Annotated in this window: 17 protein-coding genes; 10 read left to right on the forward strand and 7 right to left on the reverse strand. The window is 41.4% G+C overall.

Translation table 11 applies throughout. The features are described 5' to 3' along the window. The first annotated feature begins 1 nt into the window (after position 1). From deoD to N473_RS21755, 7 genes are all read left to right on the forward strand, one after another. On the forward strand, positions 2-703 hold the full coding sequence (gene deoD / locus N473_RS21725) for a purine-nucleoside phosphorylase (RefSeq protein WP_039610704.1): 702 nt from the start codon (positions 2-4) through the stop codon (positions 701-703). Positions 704-1,161: 458 nt separating this feature from the next. Next, positions 1,162-2,088, forward strand: a complete 927-nt coding sequence (locus N473_RS21730; RefSeq protein ID WP_063369748.1) for a hypothetical protein — start codon at positions 1,162-1,164, stop codon at positions 2,086-2,088. Between the two features lie 365 nt (positions 2,089-2,453). Then, the gene (locus N473_RS21735; protein ID WP_155735695.1) at positions 2,454-2,954 is read left to right on the forward strand and encodes a hypothetical protein; all 501 of its coding nucleotides are present in this window, start codon (positions 2,454-2,456) and stop codon (positions 2,952-2,954) included. 95 nt (positions 2,955-3,049) lie between these two features. Next, positions 3,050-4,069, forward strand: a complete 1,020-nt coding sequence (locus N473_RS21740) for a hypothetical protein (protein WP_063369750.1) — start codon at positions 3,050-3,052, stop codon at positions 4,067-4,069. 54 nt (positions 4,070-4,123) lie between these two features. Continuing rightward, positions 4,124-4,864 (forward strand): ferredoxin--NADP reductase, encoded by a 741-nt coding sequence (locus N473_RS21745; protein WP_063369751.1) that lies wholly within the window; start codon positions 4,124-4,126, stop codon positions 4,862-4,864. Between the two features lie 71 nt (positions 4,865-4,935). Then, positions 4,936-5,394 (forward strand): nuclear transport factor 2 family protein, encoded by a 459-nt coding sequence (locus N473_RS21750; protein ID WP_063369752.1) that lies wholly within the window; start codon positions 4,936-4,938, stop codon positions 5,392-5,394. A 179-nt stretch (positions 5,395-5,573) separates the two neighbouring features. Then, the gene (locus tag N473_RS21755; protein WP_063369753.1) at positions 5,574-6,311 is read left to right on the forward strand and encodes a substrate-binding periplasmic protein; all 738 of its coding nucleotides are present in this window, start codon (positions 5,574-5,576) and stop codon (positions 6,309-6,311) included. Positions 6,312-6,342: 31 nt separating this feature from the next. On the opposite strand, the gene N473_RS21760 is transcribed toward N473_RS21755, so the two are convergent. Continuing rightward, positions 6,343-6,570: a hypothetical protein gene (locus N473_RS21760; RefSeq protein ID WP_063369754.1), complete on the reverse strand. Its 228-nt coding sequence runs from the start codon at positions 6,568-6,570 to the stop codon at positions 6,343-6,345. A gap of 258 nt (positions 6,571-6,828) precedes the next feature. Here N473_RS21760 and N473_RS21765 point away from each other — a divergent pair, with 258 nt between their 5' ends. Both N473_RS21765 and N473_RS21770 read left to right on the forward strand, forming a co-directional pair. After that, complete coding sequence (locus tag N473_RS21765; RefSeq protein WP_063369755.1) at positions 6,829-9,387, forward strand: reprolysin-like metallopeptidase; 2,559 nt, start codon at positions 6,829-6,831, stop codon at positions 9,385-9,387. Then, a complete protein-coding gene (locus tag N473_RS21770) occupies positions 9,384-9,746 on the forward strand; it encodes a hypothetical protein (RefSeq protein ID WP_063369756.1) in 363 nt (120 codons plus the stop codon). Before N473_RS21765 ends, N473_RS21770 begins: the two co-directional genes overlap by 4 nt. A gap of 63 nt (positions 9,747-9,809) precedes the next feature. On the opposite strand, the gene N473_RS21775 is transcribed toward N473_RS21770, so the two are convergent. The 5 genes from N473_RS21775 to N473_RS21795 all read right to left on the reverse strand — a co-directional run bounded on the left by N473_RS21775 (position 9,810) and on the right by N473_RS21795 (position 13,188). Beyond that, positions 9,810-10,235, reverse strand: coding sequence for a hypothetical protein (locus N473_RS21775; RefSeq protein WP_063369757.1), 426 nt, complete (start codon positions 10,233-10,235; stop codon positions 9,810-9,812). Positions 10,236-10,250: 15 nt separating this feature from the next. Continuing rightward, entirely contained in the window at positions 10,251-11,036 is a 786-nt protein-coding gene (locus N473_RS21780; RefSeq protein WP_063369758.1) for a DNA-binding domain-containing protein, read from the reverse strand. Further along, positions 11,023-11,868 (reverse strand): DUF692 domain-containing protein, encoded by an 846-nt coding sequence (locus tag N473_RS21785; RefSeq protein WP_063369759.1) that lies wholly within the window; start codon positions 11,866-11,868, stop codon positions 11,023-11,025. The genes N473_RS21780 and N473_RS21785 overlap by 14 nt, the downstream gene beginning before the upstream one ends. A 62-nt stretch (positions 11,869-11,930) precedes the next feature. Beyond that, entirely contained in the window at positions 11,931-12,395 is a 465-nt protein-coding gene (locus tag N473_RS21790) for a hypothetical protein (RefSeq protein WP_039610714.1), read from the reverse strand. Between the two features lie 316 nt (positions 12,396-12,711). Then, positions 12,712-13,188 carry a GNAT family N-acetyltransferase gene (locus tag N473_RS21795; RefSeq protein WP_231099621.1) on the reverse strand — a complete coding sequence of 159 codons (477 nt, stop codon included), beginning with the start codon at positions 13,186-13,188 and terminating at the stop codon, positions 12,712-12,714. 192 nt (positions 13,189-13,380) lie between these two features. On the opposite strand from N473_RS21795, the gene N473_RS21800 reads away from it, so the two are divergent. Next, positions 13,381-14,220, forward strand: coding sequence for an SPFH domain-containing protein (locus tag N473_RS21800; RefSeq protein ID WP_063369760.1), 840 nt, complete (start codon positions 13,381-13,383; stop codon positions 14,218-14,220). A gap of 68 nt (positions 14,221-14,288) precedes the next feature. Here the strand turns inward: N473_RS21800 and N473_RS21805 are convergent, their stop codons facing one another. Further along, positions 14,289-16,022 carry a hypothetical protein gene (locus N473_RS21805; protein ID WP_063369761.1) on the reverse strand — a complete coding sequence of 578 codons (1,734 nt, stop codon included), beginning with the start codon at positions 16,020-16,022 and terminating at the stop codon, positions 14,289-14,291. Between the last annotated feature and the right edge of the window lie 4 nt (positions 16,023-16,026).

The raw sequence follows: 16,026 nt of genomic DNA on the forward strand, positions 1-16,026 counted from the left end.
TATGAGTACTCCGCATATTAATGCAAACCCAGGTGATTTTGCTGAAACGGTATTAATGCCAGGTGATCCACTACGTGCTAAGTATATTGCTGAGAACTTCTTAGAAGATGCTCGCCAAGTGACAGACGTTCGCAACATGTTTGGATTTACTGGTACATATAATGGTAAGCCAGTGAGCATCATGGGTTCTGGTATGGGTATCCCATCGATGTCAATTTACGCACGTGAGCTGATTGTAAGCTTTGGTGTTAAAAACTTAATTCGTATCGGTACTTGTGGCGGTATCAATCAGGATACAAAAATCCGTGATGTGATTTTTGCACAAGGTGCAAGCACAGACTCTAATGTAAACCGTGCTCGTGTACGTGGCTTTGATTTTGCTGCTATCGCCGACTTCGGCCTACTTGAGAATGGTGTTAATGCAGCACGTCGCCTAGGTATTGAGGCGAAAGTAGGTAATGTTTATACCACAGACACTTTTTATCAGGCTGACAGCAGCTTTTACCCTGAACTAGATAAGTTGGGTGTTCTGGCTGTTGATATGGAAACTGCTGGCCTTTACGGTGTTGCTGCTGAATACGGTGCAAAAGCAATGGCTTTATTCACAGTCAGTGACCACGTCATTACTGGTGAAGCAACGCCACCAGAAGAGCGTCAAAGCACGTTCAACGAAATGGTTAAGATTGCTCTAGAATCAATTTAATTTAAAGTAGCGCACACGGTGCGCTATTTGAACAGTTCCTTGGTAACGTAATCGCAGAGTTTTGGAGACACGCCTAAAACAAAGCGAATCACACCCAAAAAGCCGCACCTAGTGCGGCTTTTTTTTATTTTTATAAATCTTAACTTACCAATATTAAGTCACTTTAAACTTCCTATAATGAGCAATTTAACAATGGCTATGTGAGTAGATACGGCGAGCACGTTTCTTTTTTTTCCAGTGCATGCGTAAGCTGTTGAGTTATAGGAAATAGTGTCCCTACTGTTAGCAGCAGTGCTATGAGGTAGGAACAAGACTCCACAATTTATGATACGAAGTAGCGGCGGGTAATTTCATCATTTCTCACACCCTGATAGAAAGTGGCAGTGGGTCAATTTAATGTCTAAATATTGAGTTATGCACTATATTTTTGTTTAGCCTCATAACTTTGATAAATTTAAATGAAATACATTGGCGTATTAGTCGCTGTTATTTTGTGTTTGGCAATACATAATGTCGTGGCGATTGACTCTGTAAACTATGAATACGAGTCTGACTCGGAAAAAATCAAAGTTCTCTCCTTAAATTATCCTGCTAAGGCCATTGAGCTGTATAAACAAAATGCGACTCAGTACCTGTTAAGAAGCAATGAAGAAACGATGTCGGCATATACGAGTGCACTGATTGCAGCCAGTAATGCGCAGAACATCGAACTTATCGAAGAGCTCATTGGCTTGATAGCTGACGAGAGGCTTGCCCCTTTCAGAAAGTCTTACCTTTTTACTGTGATCAATGTGATTGGTGTCTCTTATGCTATGAACATGCAATATGAACAAGCAATAAAAACCCATAAATGCGCGTTGAATTACACACATAGCCAAATGGAGAAAATGATATCCAAGGTCAATTTAGCGATTACGTATCGTATGTATAATCAACCAGCCCTGAGCTACCAAATTTTACAGACCATCGATGAAGCGATCCTTAATGGTAGGAGAGCTGCTGGAGTACTTGTTGAGAAAGGAAACACAGCGATGGTGTTAGGCGAGTTTGAGTCGGCGATTCGAGCATATAAAGCTGCTCGGGTACAGTACATAAACGGAGGTCATCATAGAAATGCGATGAGAGTGATTGTCCATCTGCTGGGGGCTGCACTATTAGATGAACGCTATGAATTATTCGATGCAAGCCGGAAAAAGCTTGATCCGCAGTCGAGTGCTTATCTAACAGAAAATGAACTTATTTATTTAAAATGGTTAGACTTAATTTATCTGAGTATCCAAGACAATCAAATATCTGAATTGGTAGTTACTCATACGTCAAATAACTTTGCTGTGTTTATTGAAGCAGGGTTTCAAGCACCAGTTGAAAGTTTGCTAAAAAAATGAAAGCGCAGCAATTTGTCTCACATGACCCATCTACAACAAATGTGGTAACGAAAATAAACGATAAGCTTGCTCATGGTTGGTGTAATGAGGAGAAATAATTTTACAACATGCGTGATTGCTAAGGACTGTTTGTAAAAACGCATTGATGTACTAGTATCAACTAAGGCAAATGAGTTGATGGTGTTGATGAAGTATTTTAAATATTTGTTTGGCCTACTCTTACTGAGCTATGGTATTGCCTTTGCTAATGAAAAACATGCCAGGCACTTTTGCGACAGAGTCTGAGCGCATTGAATACCTCTCATTAAATTATCCAGCCAAGGCCATTGAGCTACCAAATATTGCAAAGTATTGATGAGTCAATCTTGAGTGAACGAAGGTTGGCTGGCATTTTGGTTGTTAAGGGGAATACCGCGATGGCATTGCATGAAGTAGACGCTGCAATTGCGCATTACATAATGGCGAGAAAGCACTATATCAATGCGAACCACCACCGTAATGCGGCTAGAGTAACGGTGAACTTGCTCGGGGCAGCTTTGGTTGATCAGCAAAGGACGCTATTCGGTAAGTTTCGTAAAACATTGGATGCAAAATCCGACAGCCATTTGACAGATAATGAGTCTGCCTATCTACTTTGGTTGGATACACTATATGGCAGTGTGGAAAAGAAAAAAATCTCACCAGAGGTAGAGCGCATCACATTAAATTTGGCGCCTAAATTACTAGCTGGTGGTTATATCACACCAGTAAAAATGATTTTAGACCGCTTTGGTGCAACACATCTTGTTTCGTTGGAAGCGCAAACTAAAACTAACAAAACCAGACTGAAAGCAAGGTTAGTCGATCATTGGTGTGGGTCACCGTAATTGGCGGTGATACAAACTTTTTACCGTGTTGCTACTGTTTCTATAAATACATTGATGTACTATGGTTAACTCAATAAAGTGATATGACGACTTTGATGAAGTATTTAATTTGCCTGTTTGGACTGCATTTGCTGAGTTACGGTAGTGTATTTGCTGTGGAGAAAAACGAGAAAACGTTTTCGTCAGAGTCTGAGCGAGTTAAATATCTTGCTTTAAACTACCCAGACCAAGCTGTGGCTTTCTTCAAGGAAAACCAAGCCAAGTTGCTTGGGCAAAGTTCTGAGCAAACCGTGTCTATCTACAGCAGCGCTTTAGCCGCTGCGAGTAATATTGGTGATATTAAGTTAGTTGAAGATATTGTGCGCTTGCTGTCAGACACAAGGCTGACACCATATAGTCAGCACTTTCTCTTTACCATCGTCAATGTCATCGGGGTGTCGTACAGGGTCAATGGTCAGTTTGATGATGCTGTAGTTACTTATAAATGCGCACTGAAGCATGCTCGAAATAATGTCGAAAAAATGACCTCCAAAGTGAATCTGTCCATTGCATATCGCATGAATAGTCAACCCGCTATCAGTTTTCAGATACTTCAAAGTATTGATGAAGCCATTTTAAGTGGGAGAAGAAAAGCGGGCTTACTGGTTGTAAAAGGCAATACTGCGATTGTTTTAGATAAATCCAAAGAGGCCATTAGTTATTTTATCGCAGCAAGACAGCATTACCTCAAAGATCAACACCATCGTAATGCGGCTAGGGTTACTGTCAATCTCTTAGGCGCTGCTTTAATCGCGAGGCGTGCTGAAGTATATGAAAAGTATAGGAGAAAGCTGACTCCAGCATACGAGGCCTATCTTCCACAAAGCGACCAGCTATATTTACACTGGTTAGATTTGATGTATGACAGTGTTAAGTCCAATATTGTTGCAGACGATACTGTAAATTATACGAAAACCCACGTTGCGCGTTTACTTAAAGAGGGCTACACCGAACCTGTAAGTAAACTACTTCACTCTCTCAATGCTGAATTTTTGATGCCAGAAAAGCAAAAAAGCAGTTTAGTGAATACTGCTTTATCATCGAGTTTGGCTAAGCCATGGTGCCAAGATCTTTGACAAGTTTTCATTCTATGCCATTGTTTTAGTATATGCATTTATTGTGGTGCAGCCATGACAAATTGGGTAATAGGAAAAGTAGTTGAAGTAAACTGGTGGACGCCAAGTTTGTTTAGTTTGAAAATTGCGGCAGATATACAACATTTTACTGCGGGGCAATTTACTAAATTAGCATTGGATGTGGATGGAAAGCGTATTGCGAGAGCCTATTCATTTGTCAATGCACCTTCCGATCCGCTATTAGAGTTTTATGTGATTGAGGTGCATGATGGCGCGCTTTCACACCCCCTTGCGCAACTTAAAGAAGGGGATAATGTCTGGGTATATAGTAAGCCTTCTGGTTATTTCACGTTAGAGGAATTGCCCAAAGCTGATACGCTCTGGATGCTGTCTACAGGGACGGCCATCGGACCTTATTTGTCTATTTTGAGTGATGGTAAACTTTGGAAACAGTTTAGTCGCGTTGTTTTAGTGCATGGAGTGAGGTTGAACACTGATCTGTGTTATCAGGAGCAAATTCGTGCCACAGAAAAACTATTTGAGCAATTCACATACGTCCCTCTTGTAAGTAGAGAAAAGCCAGAAGTCGGCTTGGGTGGCAGGGTGACAGACATCTTGAAAAATGGTCAGTTATTAAATTATTGTCAATTAAACGCACTGCCAACGGACAGCCACTTTATGTTATGTGGTAACCCAGACATGGTGAAGGATACAACCTTATTGTTACAGCAACTGGGGTTCAAGAAACATCGTAGAATGGAACCCGGACATATCACCGTTGAGCAATACTGGTAACCTGAACCTAGGCTGTATTACGCAAACTAAACTTGATATACTTTACTTGCCCGTACCAAATAGGGGGAAGTATGAGGTTTATTTTTTTGTTGGTGTTTTGTGTTGGTTCTTTAGGTGTATATGCGAACCCTGCATTTGAAGATAAAGCGCGTGAATATAATTTACAAAAATCAGAACAAGAAAAAGCAGCGGAAGCGGTCATTGATAAGTTAATACTAGCGTATAACAAGCAGAATATACGTCAGTTCTTAGCTTTATACGCCGAAGATGTTGAGTTTTATATGTACCCACAGACGCTGATGTTTAAAGGCAAAAAGAAGCTGATTAAGCGTTATGGTTTGATGTTTGAAAAAATGCAGTGTATGAAATCAACATCCATCAAAAGAATTACAAATGGTAACATTGTCATTGATCATGAGACATCTGAAATTTGTACAAAAGAAGACGGTGTTGTTGATAAACGTTCTGAGTTTGTTACGAGTTATCAAATTGAAGATGGCAAGATCAAAAAAGTGGTCTTTTTCAGATAATTATCCATAGCTTTGGCGCTCTGAGATAGATGACTCTCGGAGTTGCTAAGTATGGCAAGTATTTGCTCATTTTATTTTTATCATTACTTTTTAACGTCTATTCTTTAAGCTGCACTCAATTATAATTATGCGATATAAGCATTATCATTTGTTCTGACAAACTGAGTTGGAGGGGTGGTGTGGTAAACATTGGGGCACTTTTACTAGTGCTATTATGCTGCATTAGTAGTGGTCAAGCTATTGCGGACGTACCTAAACTTCAGGTCGTGACCGAAGAATGGGTTCCGTATAATTATGCCGATCAGCAAGGGGAAATTGTTGGTAGGGCTACCGAGAAAGTTCGAGAAGTACTTGAGCTCGCAGGTATTGAGTATGACATAAAGCTCTACCCGTGGGCGCGTTCAATGAAATTAACGCAAACGCAAGCCAATACCATGATCTATTCGATCTACCGAAGCGGTGATCGCGAGCACTTGTTCGAATGGGCATGTCCGCTAATGCGGCCTGTTCGACAGTATCTGTTTAGATTAAGAAATCGGAATGACATAAAAGTTGCGACCCTCGAAGACGCAAAAAAATATGTGATATCTATTGTCCGAGGTAGCGTAGTACATGAGTTTTTAACAAAGCAAGGGTTTGAAGCAGGTGTGAATTTAGATATTACCGCAGACCCGAGTGCTTCACAAAGAAAGCTGTTGGCTGGAAGAATAGACTTCCTATTGACGACAGAATACACCATGCACGCAACCCTTAAGTCAATAGGTGTTGCTTATGAAACCGTAGTGCCTGTTTTAGAAGTCCGTAACAACTCGGATAGACGTGCGTGTATGGCGTTTAACCTAAATACAGATAAAGAACTGATTGAACGGGTACGACGGGCTTTAGCGGAGCATAACAGCCGGTATGTAGGCCCTTGAGTTACGATGTATCAAGTATCCATTTTATTATTTACCACGGTTTAAGCGTATTGCGTGACTTCTTGGGCTTGTCTACCAAATATTTGTCAAAAAGACGCTTTCCGTTATCGAACTCTGGTGGTGTGCGTTTGACACCTGGGTTGGAAATGATGGCGAGCAAAGCCAATAAAATTGTTTTAACAAAATCCATCTCTATTAAATAAATAAATGATAGCGTTGTCATCGCTATGCAGGTAATAAAACGAACTAAAAATATCATTGCCTTTCCTTTTGCAAATTTGACCACGTCACTCTAGAGCCTTTATTCCATCCTTTCAAGAGGTCTGATGAGTAATTGAGCGTAATTACACCCATTGGCACACATCGCTTACAGTCTGCGTGGGTAATCTCTTACATATAGGTTTGTTTGTTAAGCGCGTGAGTGAATAACAAAGGATAAAAAGTTGTTCGATTATCACGCAATCAAAATATCAAAGACTATGCTGTAGTTAATAACATACAGAACTTGGAATGACTTATGGTGAAATATCTTCTGATTTTTTGCTCTGCATTGTTACTTTCATTTAGTGTGAGAAGTGAAATAAATTTGTGGTCTGACTATCAATTAAAAGGTCAGAGCGAGTCGCAAGAAGGACTAAATAAAACGTATTTAGATACCGAAAAAATGGCAGAGATGTTCGCCGGTGATGGTGAATTACGCTTGGCGCTGCCAACACCCAGCGGTGAGTTAATGATGTTTGAGTTAACGCCCTATTCGGTGATGCCAAAGTCTTTAGCTGAGAGGTATCCAAAAATTAAAACGTATCTTGGAAAGCATGTGAGTGATCCGTCCATTTCAGGTACATTTGATATTTCACCAAATGGTTTTTATGGGGTTTATGATTTACTTGGACAACGCGTATTTGTAGAGCCAGTGACAGGCTATGGCAATGAAAAAAAAGCGCTATACCGAGTTTACTATAAGCATGCCATTGCTGACTCTTATACGAAGTCTGATTACATTTTACGCCAGCCGATTAAGCATGACTTGTTAGGCCATCAGGCTCGAAACACTGACTTCCCAAGCTTTAGCACGCCGCTCACGAATGATGTCAAATATCGCCTTGCTATTGTTACAACTGGCGAGTATTCAGAGTTTCATGGTGGCACCAAAGACAGTGTCATGGCTGCCTTAGTGACATTAGTTAATCGAGTAAACCAAGTTTATATGAGGGACTTATCGACTACGTTTGAACTGGTGGCAAACAATGATGACTTAATTTTTCTAAACGCTTCGACGGACCCTTTTTCCAATGATGATTCCGACATTGATAAAATTGCGGACGCGATTGATCCTGTGATCGGGAGTTCTGGTTATGATATCGGTCACTTAGTTGGTACGGGTGCAGGTGGGCTGGCCGGATTTGGTGTTGCATGTACGACTGCCAAAGCGGAAGGGGTAACAGGCAACCCTCAGCCTATCAATGACGCTTTTTCTATCGATTATGTTGCACATGAAATCGGTCATCAACTTGGGGCAGATCATACATTCAATGGGTTAGTGGGAGCATGTGACGGAAACAGAGTGAGTACAGCGGCATTCGAACCGGGTAGTGGTTCTACGATTATGGGGTATACGGGGATTTGTGAAACTCAAAATTTACAAGCCAACTCAGACCCTTACTTTCACGTTCATTCTTTAGAGCAAATGGCTGCATTCACGAGACAAGCTGGCGGCAGTGCTTGCGGGGTGAGAACTGCTAAGACTAATCAAGCTCCAGTTGTAGATGCTGGAAATAATTTTACAATCCCCGCCAGAACACCATTCAAGCTGACTGGGAGTGCAACAGATGCCGATGGAGATACATTGACCTACAGTTGGCAGCAAAGCGATTTGGGGAGTGCAACCAATAGCCCACAAGAAGATGCCACAGATAGTGGTGACGGCCCATTATTCAGAGTATTCAATCCGTCATCTGATGCTACGCGTACTTTTCCGCAAATATCAGATGTCATGTCTGGTCAAGTCAGTTATGGTGAAGCGTTGCCAACGACCAGTAGAGACTTGACCTTTAAATTATTAGTAAGAGATGGCAATGGCAATATCGCGGACGACTCTGTGACGATCACCGTGGTGGGTAACCAACAGGGGTTCGCTGTGACAGAGCCAACCAGTGGGACGCTGTGGACTTTAGGAACGCATACTGTTCGCTGGCAAACCGCAGATACTGAAAATGCGCCAGTTTCATGCACTTCCGTTGATATTTTATTGTCACTCGATGGGGGGGAGTCTTTCCCCACATTAGTTGCAGATAATGTGCCAAATGATGGGCAGCATGATGTTACGCTGGCTAATTTGGCCAGTTCAGCAAATGGTAAGTTGAAAGTGATGTGTAGTAACAATGTATTTTTTGCGGTCAATGCTGGTAATTTGCAAATTCAAGGCAGTACTGAGCCTGTAGCACCCAATATTACCGAGCAAGAAGCTTTAGTTGTAGCAGAAGATGGCAGCATCACTTTGACCATTTCTAACTTTAAGTATCAAGGTGGGTTTAATGCAGAGTCGCTCACGGTTGCTGGTGGCGAAAACTACACGGTTAATGGTTTAACTGTGACACCTTCGGAAAACTTCAATGGCACCCTGACTGTGCCTATTACGGCGACTAGAGCCACACTGACGAGCGATCCATTTAACGCATCTATTACTGTGACTGCAGTAAATGACGCACCGGTCGGACAAAGTGACTCTTTTAACGTCAATACCAACAGCCAATCAAATTTGCTCAACGTATTGGCAAACGATTCGGATATTGATGGTGATAGTTTGGTGATTGGTACGGTGAGCTATCAGGGAACGGGCAGCGTAATTGTGTCTAATAATCAACTTGCTTACACCCCAGCGGCAAACTTTTCCGGCAGTGAGCAACTCACTTATGTGGTAAGAGATACAAGCGGGGCGGAGTCTAGTGCACAGGTCACTATCACGGTGTCAGTACCTGCTAGTAATGACAGCGGTTCATCAGGCATCATGTCGTATTTGATCTGGATGATGTTAGCATTGAGTTTATTAAGAGTGCACATAAGGAGGGTCGTTTGAAAGTTTTAATGGGCTTTTGTTTACTATGTTGCTTAACTACTGGGTGTGCAAATGATTATGTTCAGCGTCAAACGGACTCTCCTGTGAATGACAATACCACAGAGGTCTCTGAAGCTGTTGCATTAGCATTGAAAGATAAAGACTACAGGCTCTTTGCAACTACGGGTAGAAGGCCCATTTTTCCTGGCCTAGAAAAAATGTCGTTTTCGACGCTCAAGGCAAAATGTGGCGTTAAGTATTTATCCGGTGCAGGAGATGTACTCAAGTCGGAGCAAGATAAGCAACAACGCTTTGAAAGATATGAGTATGCCAAAGCGTATAACATAGAAATGTATGCCAAGTGCAAAGCGATAAAATAACGTATGACTAGGCGGGTTAGACGTTTGGCGTGATTTGAACCAATGGACAGAACGCAACCCGTGTTATTTTAAGGAGTTGAGAAGCTGCTTTATGTCGCTTCTCACCTTGTCTATGTTTTTTACTATCAACTCAACAGAGCCACTGTCGTTTGAGATGCTTTCCCAATTTTGAGCCCAAGTATCATGAAGCGTGGTTGCACTGGACTGTACGCTGTGATTAGTTAAGTAGCTGAAATCTTTGATAAGCCCTACTTTTACCCAACCTTTACGTGGGCTAGCTGTTTGCATATCGTTGTCATAATGAGCGATATAAACCAATTGTTCTAATGCAGCGAGTTCTTTGAGTACTTCAAAGCAGGCCAGTCTGACGTTATTATTGTGCTCAGATGCTTCTAGTCGCCATATGTTATAGCTGAATCCGACCAAAGCAAACAACATGCTAAATATGACACTTATTTGATATAGCTGTAATCGCTGTCTCACTTTCATCAGCTCACCTATGTTTTACGCCACAGAAGTTTTTAAAAACCAGCCTAGTTCGATACCTTGCTGAAGTAATTGCATGACTTCAATTGTGCCTTGCTGTTGGTCCCCAGTGACACCCGCCGCTGCTTCGCACACAAAGCCAAATGGTAAACCCTGTTTAATGCTTGTTAAGCATTGAAAATGACATTCGGAAATAGGGTAGAAACCAGTACGCTTATCAGGGGCTCGAGCAATGAGCCAGTGGCGATGGGTATGTAATTCAGGGGGAGGCGGGGAGGAATCATTTTTTAAAGCCTGCCAACTTTCAACTGCAGAAAATTGGCAAGTAAGTAAGTGCACGCTGTCATGTAGTTTTAAAATAATGTTGGGCCATGAAGCTTGCTCAATAGATTGCAGGTCAGTCAACTCTAAGACAGGGCCATCCGCAGCATCAAACGCGTGTAGTAACAATCGCTCAAACTGGGCCATCTCGGATAAAATCCCATGCTCTTTAAAAGGAGGTTGCTCGCGAAGAAGTTGTGGTAGCCGTTCACCAAATTCCCTTAATGAAGCAGATTTTGATGGGTAAGCCGATAAATAGGTATCGACCATAGAGTCAAATAACTCATCTCCCAAATAAAGCCCCAGCATTTCATGATCTTGTTCGAGTACTTTTTTTAATCTTATTTGGTAGGCGTTTTGATAAATTTCACTGCGCTGCTCACAAGATAAGCCTTTCTGCTGTGCTATGTGTTGCGCAAAATCCGCGTTTTTTCCTTGTAACATAGCGACAAAGTCATGTTGTAGTCGTTTAAGCGTACTCATGCATACTCCAAGACGTGGGGGCGAGGGATCTGGCCTGCTCAAGCTCACTCATTATCTCTTTAAATGCTGGAAAGTTATCGTCCCGCTCTATCATCGTATTGACGGGGGGATGTGTCTGCGCAAAATCTGCAAACAATTGCCAAACCTCGTTGCAAATAGGTTGATCATGCGTATCGATGATATGTGTGCCAAAATCACTGTGTCCTGCCAAATGGATTTGCGCGATCGAAGAGGTGGGCATTGCGTTTAAAAATTCACTCGGATCAAATTGATGATTTCGAGCACTGACGTAGACATTATTGATGTCTAGCAAAAACTGGCATTGTGTGCGTTTGTGTAGCTCAGTCAGAAAATCCCATTCACTCATTTCTGATGCTTGGTAAGTCAGGTAGCTCGATACATTCTCTAGAATTAAAGGCCGTTCTAGGAAGTCTTGTACGATTAATAGTCTTTTGCATAAATGATCAAGAGACTCCTCTGTATAAGGCATCGGTAGTAGATCATGGCTATTGAAGTCACCGAGTGAAGAAAAGCAGAGGTGATCAGATATCCATAATGGTTGCACACGCTCAATGGTCTGTTTTAATTTTCTGAGGTAGTCAAAATTGACCTCTGTTGTACTCCCTATCGACATAGAAACGCCATGCATTACGATTGGGTAACGTTCTTTAATTTGAGATAAGTAATGCCATGGTTTGCCACCTGAGACAAAATAATTCTCAGAGATAATTTCAAACCAGTCTACATTGGGCTCTGTGGTTAAAATCTCTTCAAAATAACAAGTTCTTAAACCTAAGCCAAAGCCAGCAAAAGAAGGGGGGGAGTATTTCAATCTATTCTCACAGCTTTATTTAAATTTAGAGCCCACTATTTTGTGGGCTCCAATGATACTGATTAACTACCGACTTTGCCGCCGATATCTTTACATGCTTTTGCTGGCATGTTTACAAAACCAGTGCCTTTGCAAGATGCTTGTGCAGCACAGGCGTTGTTTGCAGTTTTACAGTCGTTGTGACCACCGCATATGTTTACATCATGGCAGTGGACTAAATCGGCTTTAGCTACGCTACCTACCCAACTATCTTTTTGTTTACCACCTACATCTGCGCAGGCTTTTGCTGGCATACCAACAAACCCGCTTCCTTTGCAAGATGCCTGACCTGCGCACGCATTACTTGCTGTTTTACAGTCGTTGTGACCACCACAAATATTCACATCATAGCAATGCACTAAGTCAGTTTTAGCACCGCCTGAGCTTGCTGTTGCGCTGGCGGTGCTCGATTGGCTTGAGTCTGTTGCGTTACAACCAACCAGACCTGCTACCATTACTGCCATTGCGGCGCCTGTTAATGCTTTCATTGTCGTTTCCTCGTGTTTTGGTTTTGCCAAAATGTAGAGCTAACCAGAGTGGGCTGTATTTTATTTAGGAAAAGCACCACCCCAGCGCTCGATTTATTGACTTTTTTTGCAAATTCGCGCGATACAAAAAAAGCTAACTTATTGCGCTCCGGACGACTTGCTACAAAAGACCTTATGAGCCGCAGATTAATTTCAGTGTAGACGAAAAAATTATTTTAAGGGTAGGCATGGAATGAGAATTACTCGGTACATAGGGAGTTAAATGTACACTTTGTTAGGTATTCCAAAATCGAATAGGTGTACCCCTAATATCAGTTCAATTTTGAGTATTTACTTTCATTTCTAACAGTGACGGTTTAAACCCAAGCTTTTGGTAGGCATTAATAGCAGCTTGATTGTCGTTGTACACATCTAAATAAAAGTCATAAATCCCTTTTGACTCTGCCCAATCGATCAATAATTGCATAATATCTTGGTTTATACCTTGCCCGCGAAATTCTGGGTTGACGAACATAAACCCTAAATACCCATGGTGCGTATGTTCTAGAGATTGTTTAGAGGGACGAATTTGTACATAACCTGTGGCGATGATGTCACCATTACACTCAGCGACTTGCACACAGGCTTGCTCACTTTGAAGCAGGTTATCTAAATCATAGTAATGTGCATCGGTCTTAATTTGGCTGTTATATGGTCGCTCTGCATTGACAACAGCTTGTTCTAAAGATAACAAAGCGGCTTTATCGCTCAGTGTGGCTTTTCTAAATTGAATTGATTTTGACTCTAAGGTCATAGTGGGTTCCTAGTTTAAAATATAGGCTTTTATTTCATGTTTAACATGAGATATTAACGTATTAATATATTTAATATTTTTTGCTTATTTTATATCAAAGTGTCTTTATTAATATCACAGCATGGTTTACTTGAATTGTATTTATTAGCATAACACGTAAAATAGATGCTTTAAGTTCAACAAAAGTTCATTATGTTTGCAAAAAAATCTGCACCAATTGGTACTATTTTTAGTATTGTTGCCGTTATTGTATTTTTCCTTTTTGGGTTAGGCTCGTGTAGTAACCCAAGTACGCCAGCTGGTCATGAGGGGTACGTTTACGAAAAACCAAGAATGTTTGGATCTGGCGGTTATCAAGGTTCACTCCAGGGACCAAGTAACTATGGTATGTCTGTCTTACGTAATGAAGTGATCAATATAGACATGCGCCCGAATACCTATACTGAAAAATTTAGAATTTTGGCCAATGATGATTTAAATATCGTTTTTGACTTTCATGCTGTCGTTTCAATTAGAGCGGGCACCGTTAAGGCCGTGGTAGAAAACTACGGTGGAAAACATTGGTATGAGCGTTTTGTTAGAGAAACATTCAGAACATATGTGCGTAATGCAGTGCAAAAGTTTGATAGTGGAGAGTTGAAGGCTCGTCGAGATGATATTGCAAAAGAAGTCACCATTAAATTACAAACCTATTTAAATGCTACTCCTTTTGAAGTTAAAAACATTGTCGTGGGTAACATTAATTACCCAGATATCGTTGCAAAAGCCGTTGAGAAAAAGCTTGCAGCCCAGCAACTACTCTCTGAAAAAGAAACGCAAAAGCAAATAGCTAAAAAGGATGCAGAAATACGTATTGAGGAAGCCAAAGGTATTGCTCAAGCACAAAAAATTATCAATTCCACGTTGACCGAAAATTATTTACAGCATGAGGCAATTAATGCCCAGCTTAAAATGGCTGAATCACCAAACCATACAACGGTTTATATACCCGTTGGTACTAACGGCATGCCGCTTGTTAAAGGCCTAAAGTGATCATAAACCAAATTTCATAAGGCTATGATTTAGAGGCTAAGGTGACGGTACCTTAGCCTCTTTTGTTACTACTGGTCGATTTTAAGTGCGAAATCAAGTACGATGCCTTTGTCATTAATATCGTATTGCATGTGCATTTTACCATCTTGATCAAACATATCTTTAAGGTCATCGGGAATAGGTTCACCGGTCTGCTCCGCAGCCTTAAGCATCATTGGTAGTATTTTACCGCTATCAATACCAAAATTGGCTATACCATTGGCGATAACAGCTTGATTACTTAAACTATCCGCAGCTTGCTTAGCCATATCGCCTGTGTATAGAGCCAAGTGTTGCCCTTTTAGCGCTAAGTAAACAGGTTTTGATATGGTGATCCCTGGTGGAAGGTAATCATTCATTTCGATGGCTGTGCCATCACTGGGTAAAGTTAATGATGCAAATTCAGGTGTAAAACTTTTTGCCATATTAAACAACGCCAGTGCGTCGTCTGCAGATACGGTTATTAAAGTATCTAAAGAGGTTGCATCAATGGTATGTGCCTGATTGAACATCGCTGCGTCCATATCGAATATAGTGGCACTCACACCTTTAAATGATCCTAACATGCCAGTGACCATAGCTAGCGGCGCAGGGTTAGCATCTTTTGTTTTCCCTTGTAGTGACGCAAGCTGTGCACATTTGAATTCGGCACTGCTAAATGCCGCCCATAATGTATTAACGGAAGGGGATAGCTGGCTGGCATTAATGCCAAAACCGGCGGTCATGATAGCATTGTTATCACTCTGTGTATGTTGAGGCAAAAATCCACGCATGTTTTGTAGTGCAGTCAGTATTTTGGTATCGGTAGATGCAATCACTGTCGAAACGAGAATATCAGCAAACTGATTGGTGATTTCAATTTTTTGTGTTCCAGAAATAATGGCAGGCCATTTTTGCGTGATGTCAGAGAAGTCTTGTTGGCACTCAGGCGTTCTGATGCTGTCAAAAACACCTTCCGCTTCTGCCAAACTAGTCAGTTTATCCAGCATTTGAGTGGCTTGATTGTCTGGGTTTTTGGCTGTCAGCATGTCGACAATAAGCTGAGTATCAAGATAAGCCAGGCTATGTCCATCTAGTTGATGATCTTGTATATAACCTTCGACTTTTCCACTATTGCTGAGCGGGTGTAATGGTTGAGTTAACCCTAATGCTATTTTTACATCGTTGGGTTGGTTAAACGGTGTATCTATTGTTAATGTTACCCAATTCCCACTGCTTGTTACAAGCAAATCAAATATGCGCTCACTTTCGGTTTCAATAACATATTTAGTAACTGGGTGGTTGTCTATCTGCGTCTCTTCGTATCTCAGACCAGCATTATCAGCGGCTAGTTTTATGGTGGCTTTGAACACCTCTGGATCACCAAGCTCTGCACGCAATACCGGTAGTAAGCCAACAGTGTAAACTAATGCCTTGAAATCATTGTTGACGCCCCATGTATCTTTAAAGCTTTCAGATGATACCATGCTGTCGGAGTATTGCTTGAGCACGTTGAGTAGAAAGCGTCCATTAGCGTCTACTTCTTCGCTTTCCATTGATGCAATAATTTCCTCAAACTGGTGCGTATTTTTATAGCTGTCAGGCAGCACGTCTAAATACTGCAGATAGGGAAGACCTCTCAGTTGAGACCAAAGAAATAAGGTATCAGCTGGTACATAGTCCAATTGCGGTAATTGCTCGGGATTACTGTCTTGTTGCGCAATAAAGTAGCCGCCTGACGCAATGGCAGTACCGGTAACAAGTGCGAGAAGAGATTTTTTCATTATA

It is taken from the genome of Pseudoalteromonas luteoviolacea CPMOR-1 (assembly GCF_001625685.1).
Lineage (GTDB): Bacteria > Pseudomonadota > Gammaproteobacteria > Enterobacterales > Alteromonadaceae > Pseudoalteromonas > Pseudoalteromonas luteoviolacea_K.

Bases quoted from the DNA above. Each gene is read 5' to 3' on its own strand.
- N473_RS21745 (WP_063369751.1), top strand. From the start codon at position 4,124: ATGACAAATTGGGTAATAGGAAAAGTAGTTGAAGTAAACTGGTGGACG.
- N473_RS21775 (WP_063369757.1), bottom strand. From the start codon at position 10,235: ATGAAAGTGAGACAGCGATTACAGCTATATCAAATAAGTGTCATATTT.
- N473_RS21765 (WP_063369755.1), top strand. From the start codon at position 6,829: ATGGTGAAATATCTTCTGATTTTTTGCTCTGCATTGTTACTTTCATTT.
- N473_RS21795 (WP_231099621.1), bottom strand. From the start codon at position 13,188: ATGACCTTAGAGTCAAAATCAATTCAATTTAGAAAAGCCACACTGAGC.
- N473_RS21740 (WP_063369750.1), top strand. From the start codon at position 3,050: ATGAAGTATTTAATTTGCCTGTTTGGACTGCATTTGCTGAGTTACGGT.
- N473_RS21780 (WP_063369758.1), bottom strand. From the start codon at position 11,036: ATGAGTACGCTTAAACGACTACAACATGACTTTGTCGCTATGTTACAA.
- N473_RS21730 (WP_063369748.1), top strand. From the start codon at position 1,162: ATGAAATACATTGGCGTATTAGTCGCTGTTATTTTGTGTTTGGCAATA.
- deoD (WP_039610704.1), top strand. From the start codon at position 2: ATGAGTACTCCGCATATTAATGCAAACCCAGGTGATTTTGCTGAAACG.
- N473_RS21760 (WP_063369754.1), bottom strand. From the start codon at position 6,570: ATGATATTTTTAGTTCGTTTTATTACCTGCATAGCGATGACAACGCTA.
- N473_RS21790 (WP_039610714.1), bottom strand. From the start codon at position 12,395: ATGAAAGCATTAACAGGCGCCGCAATGGCAGTAATGGTAGCAGGTCTG.
- N473_RS21800 (WP_063369760.1), top strand. From the start codon at position 13,381: ATGTTTGCAAAAAAATCTGCACCAATTGGTACTATTTTTAGTATTGTT.
- N473_RS21750 (WP_063369752.1), top strand. From the start codon at position 4,936: ATGAGGTTTATTTTTTTGTTGGTGTTTTGTGTTGGTTCTTTAGGTGTA.
- N473_RS21805 (WP_063369761.1), bottom strand. From the start codon at position 16,022: ATGAAAAAATCTCTTCTCGCACTTGTTACCGGTACTGCCATTGCGTCA.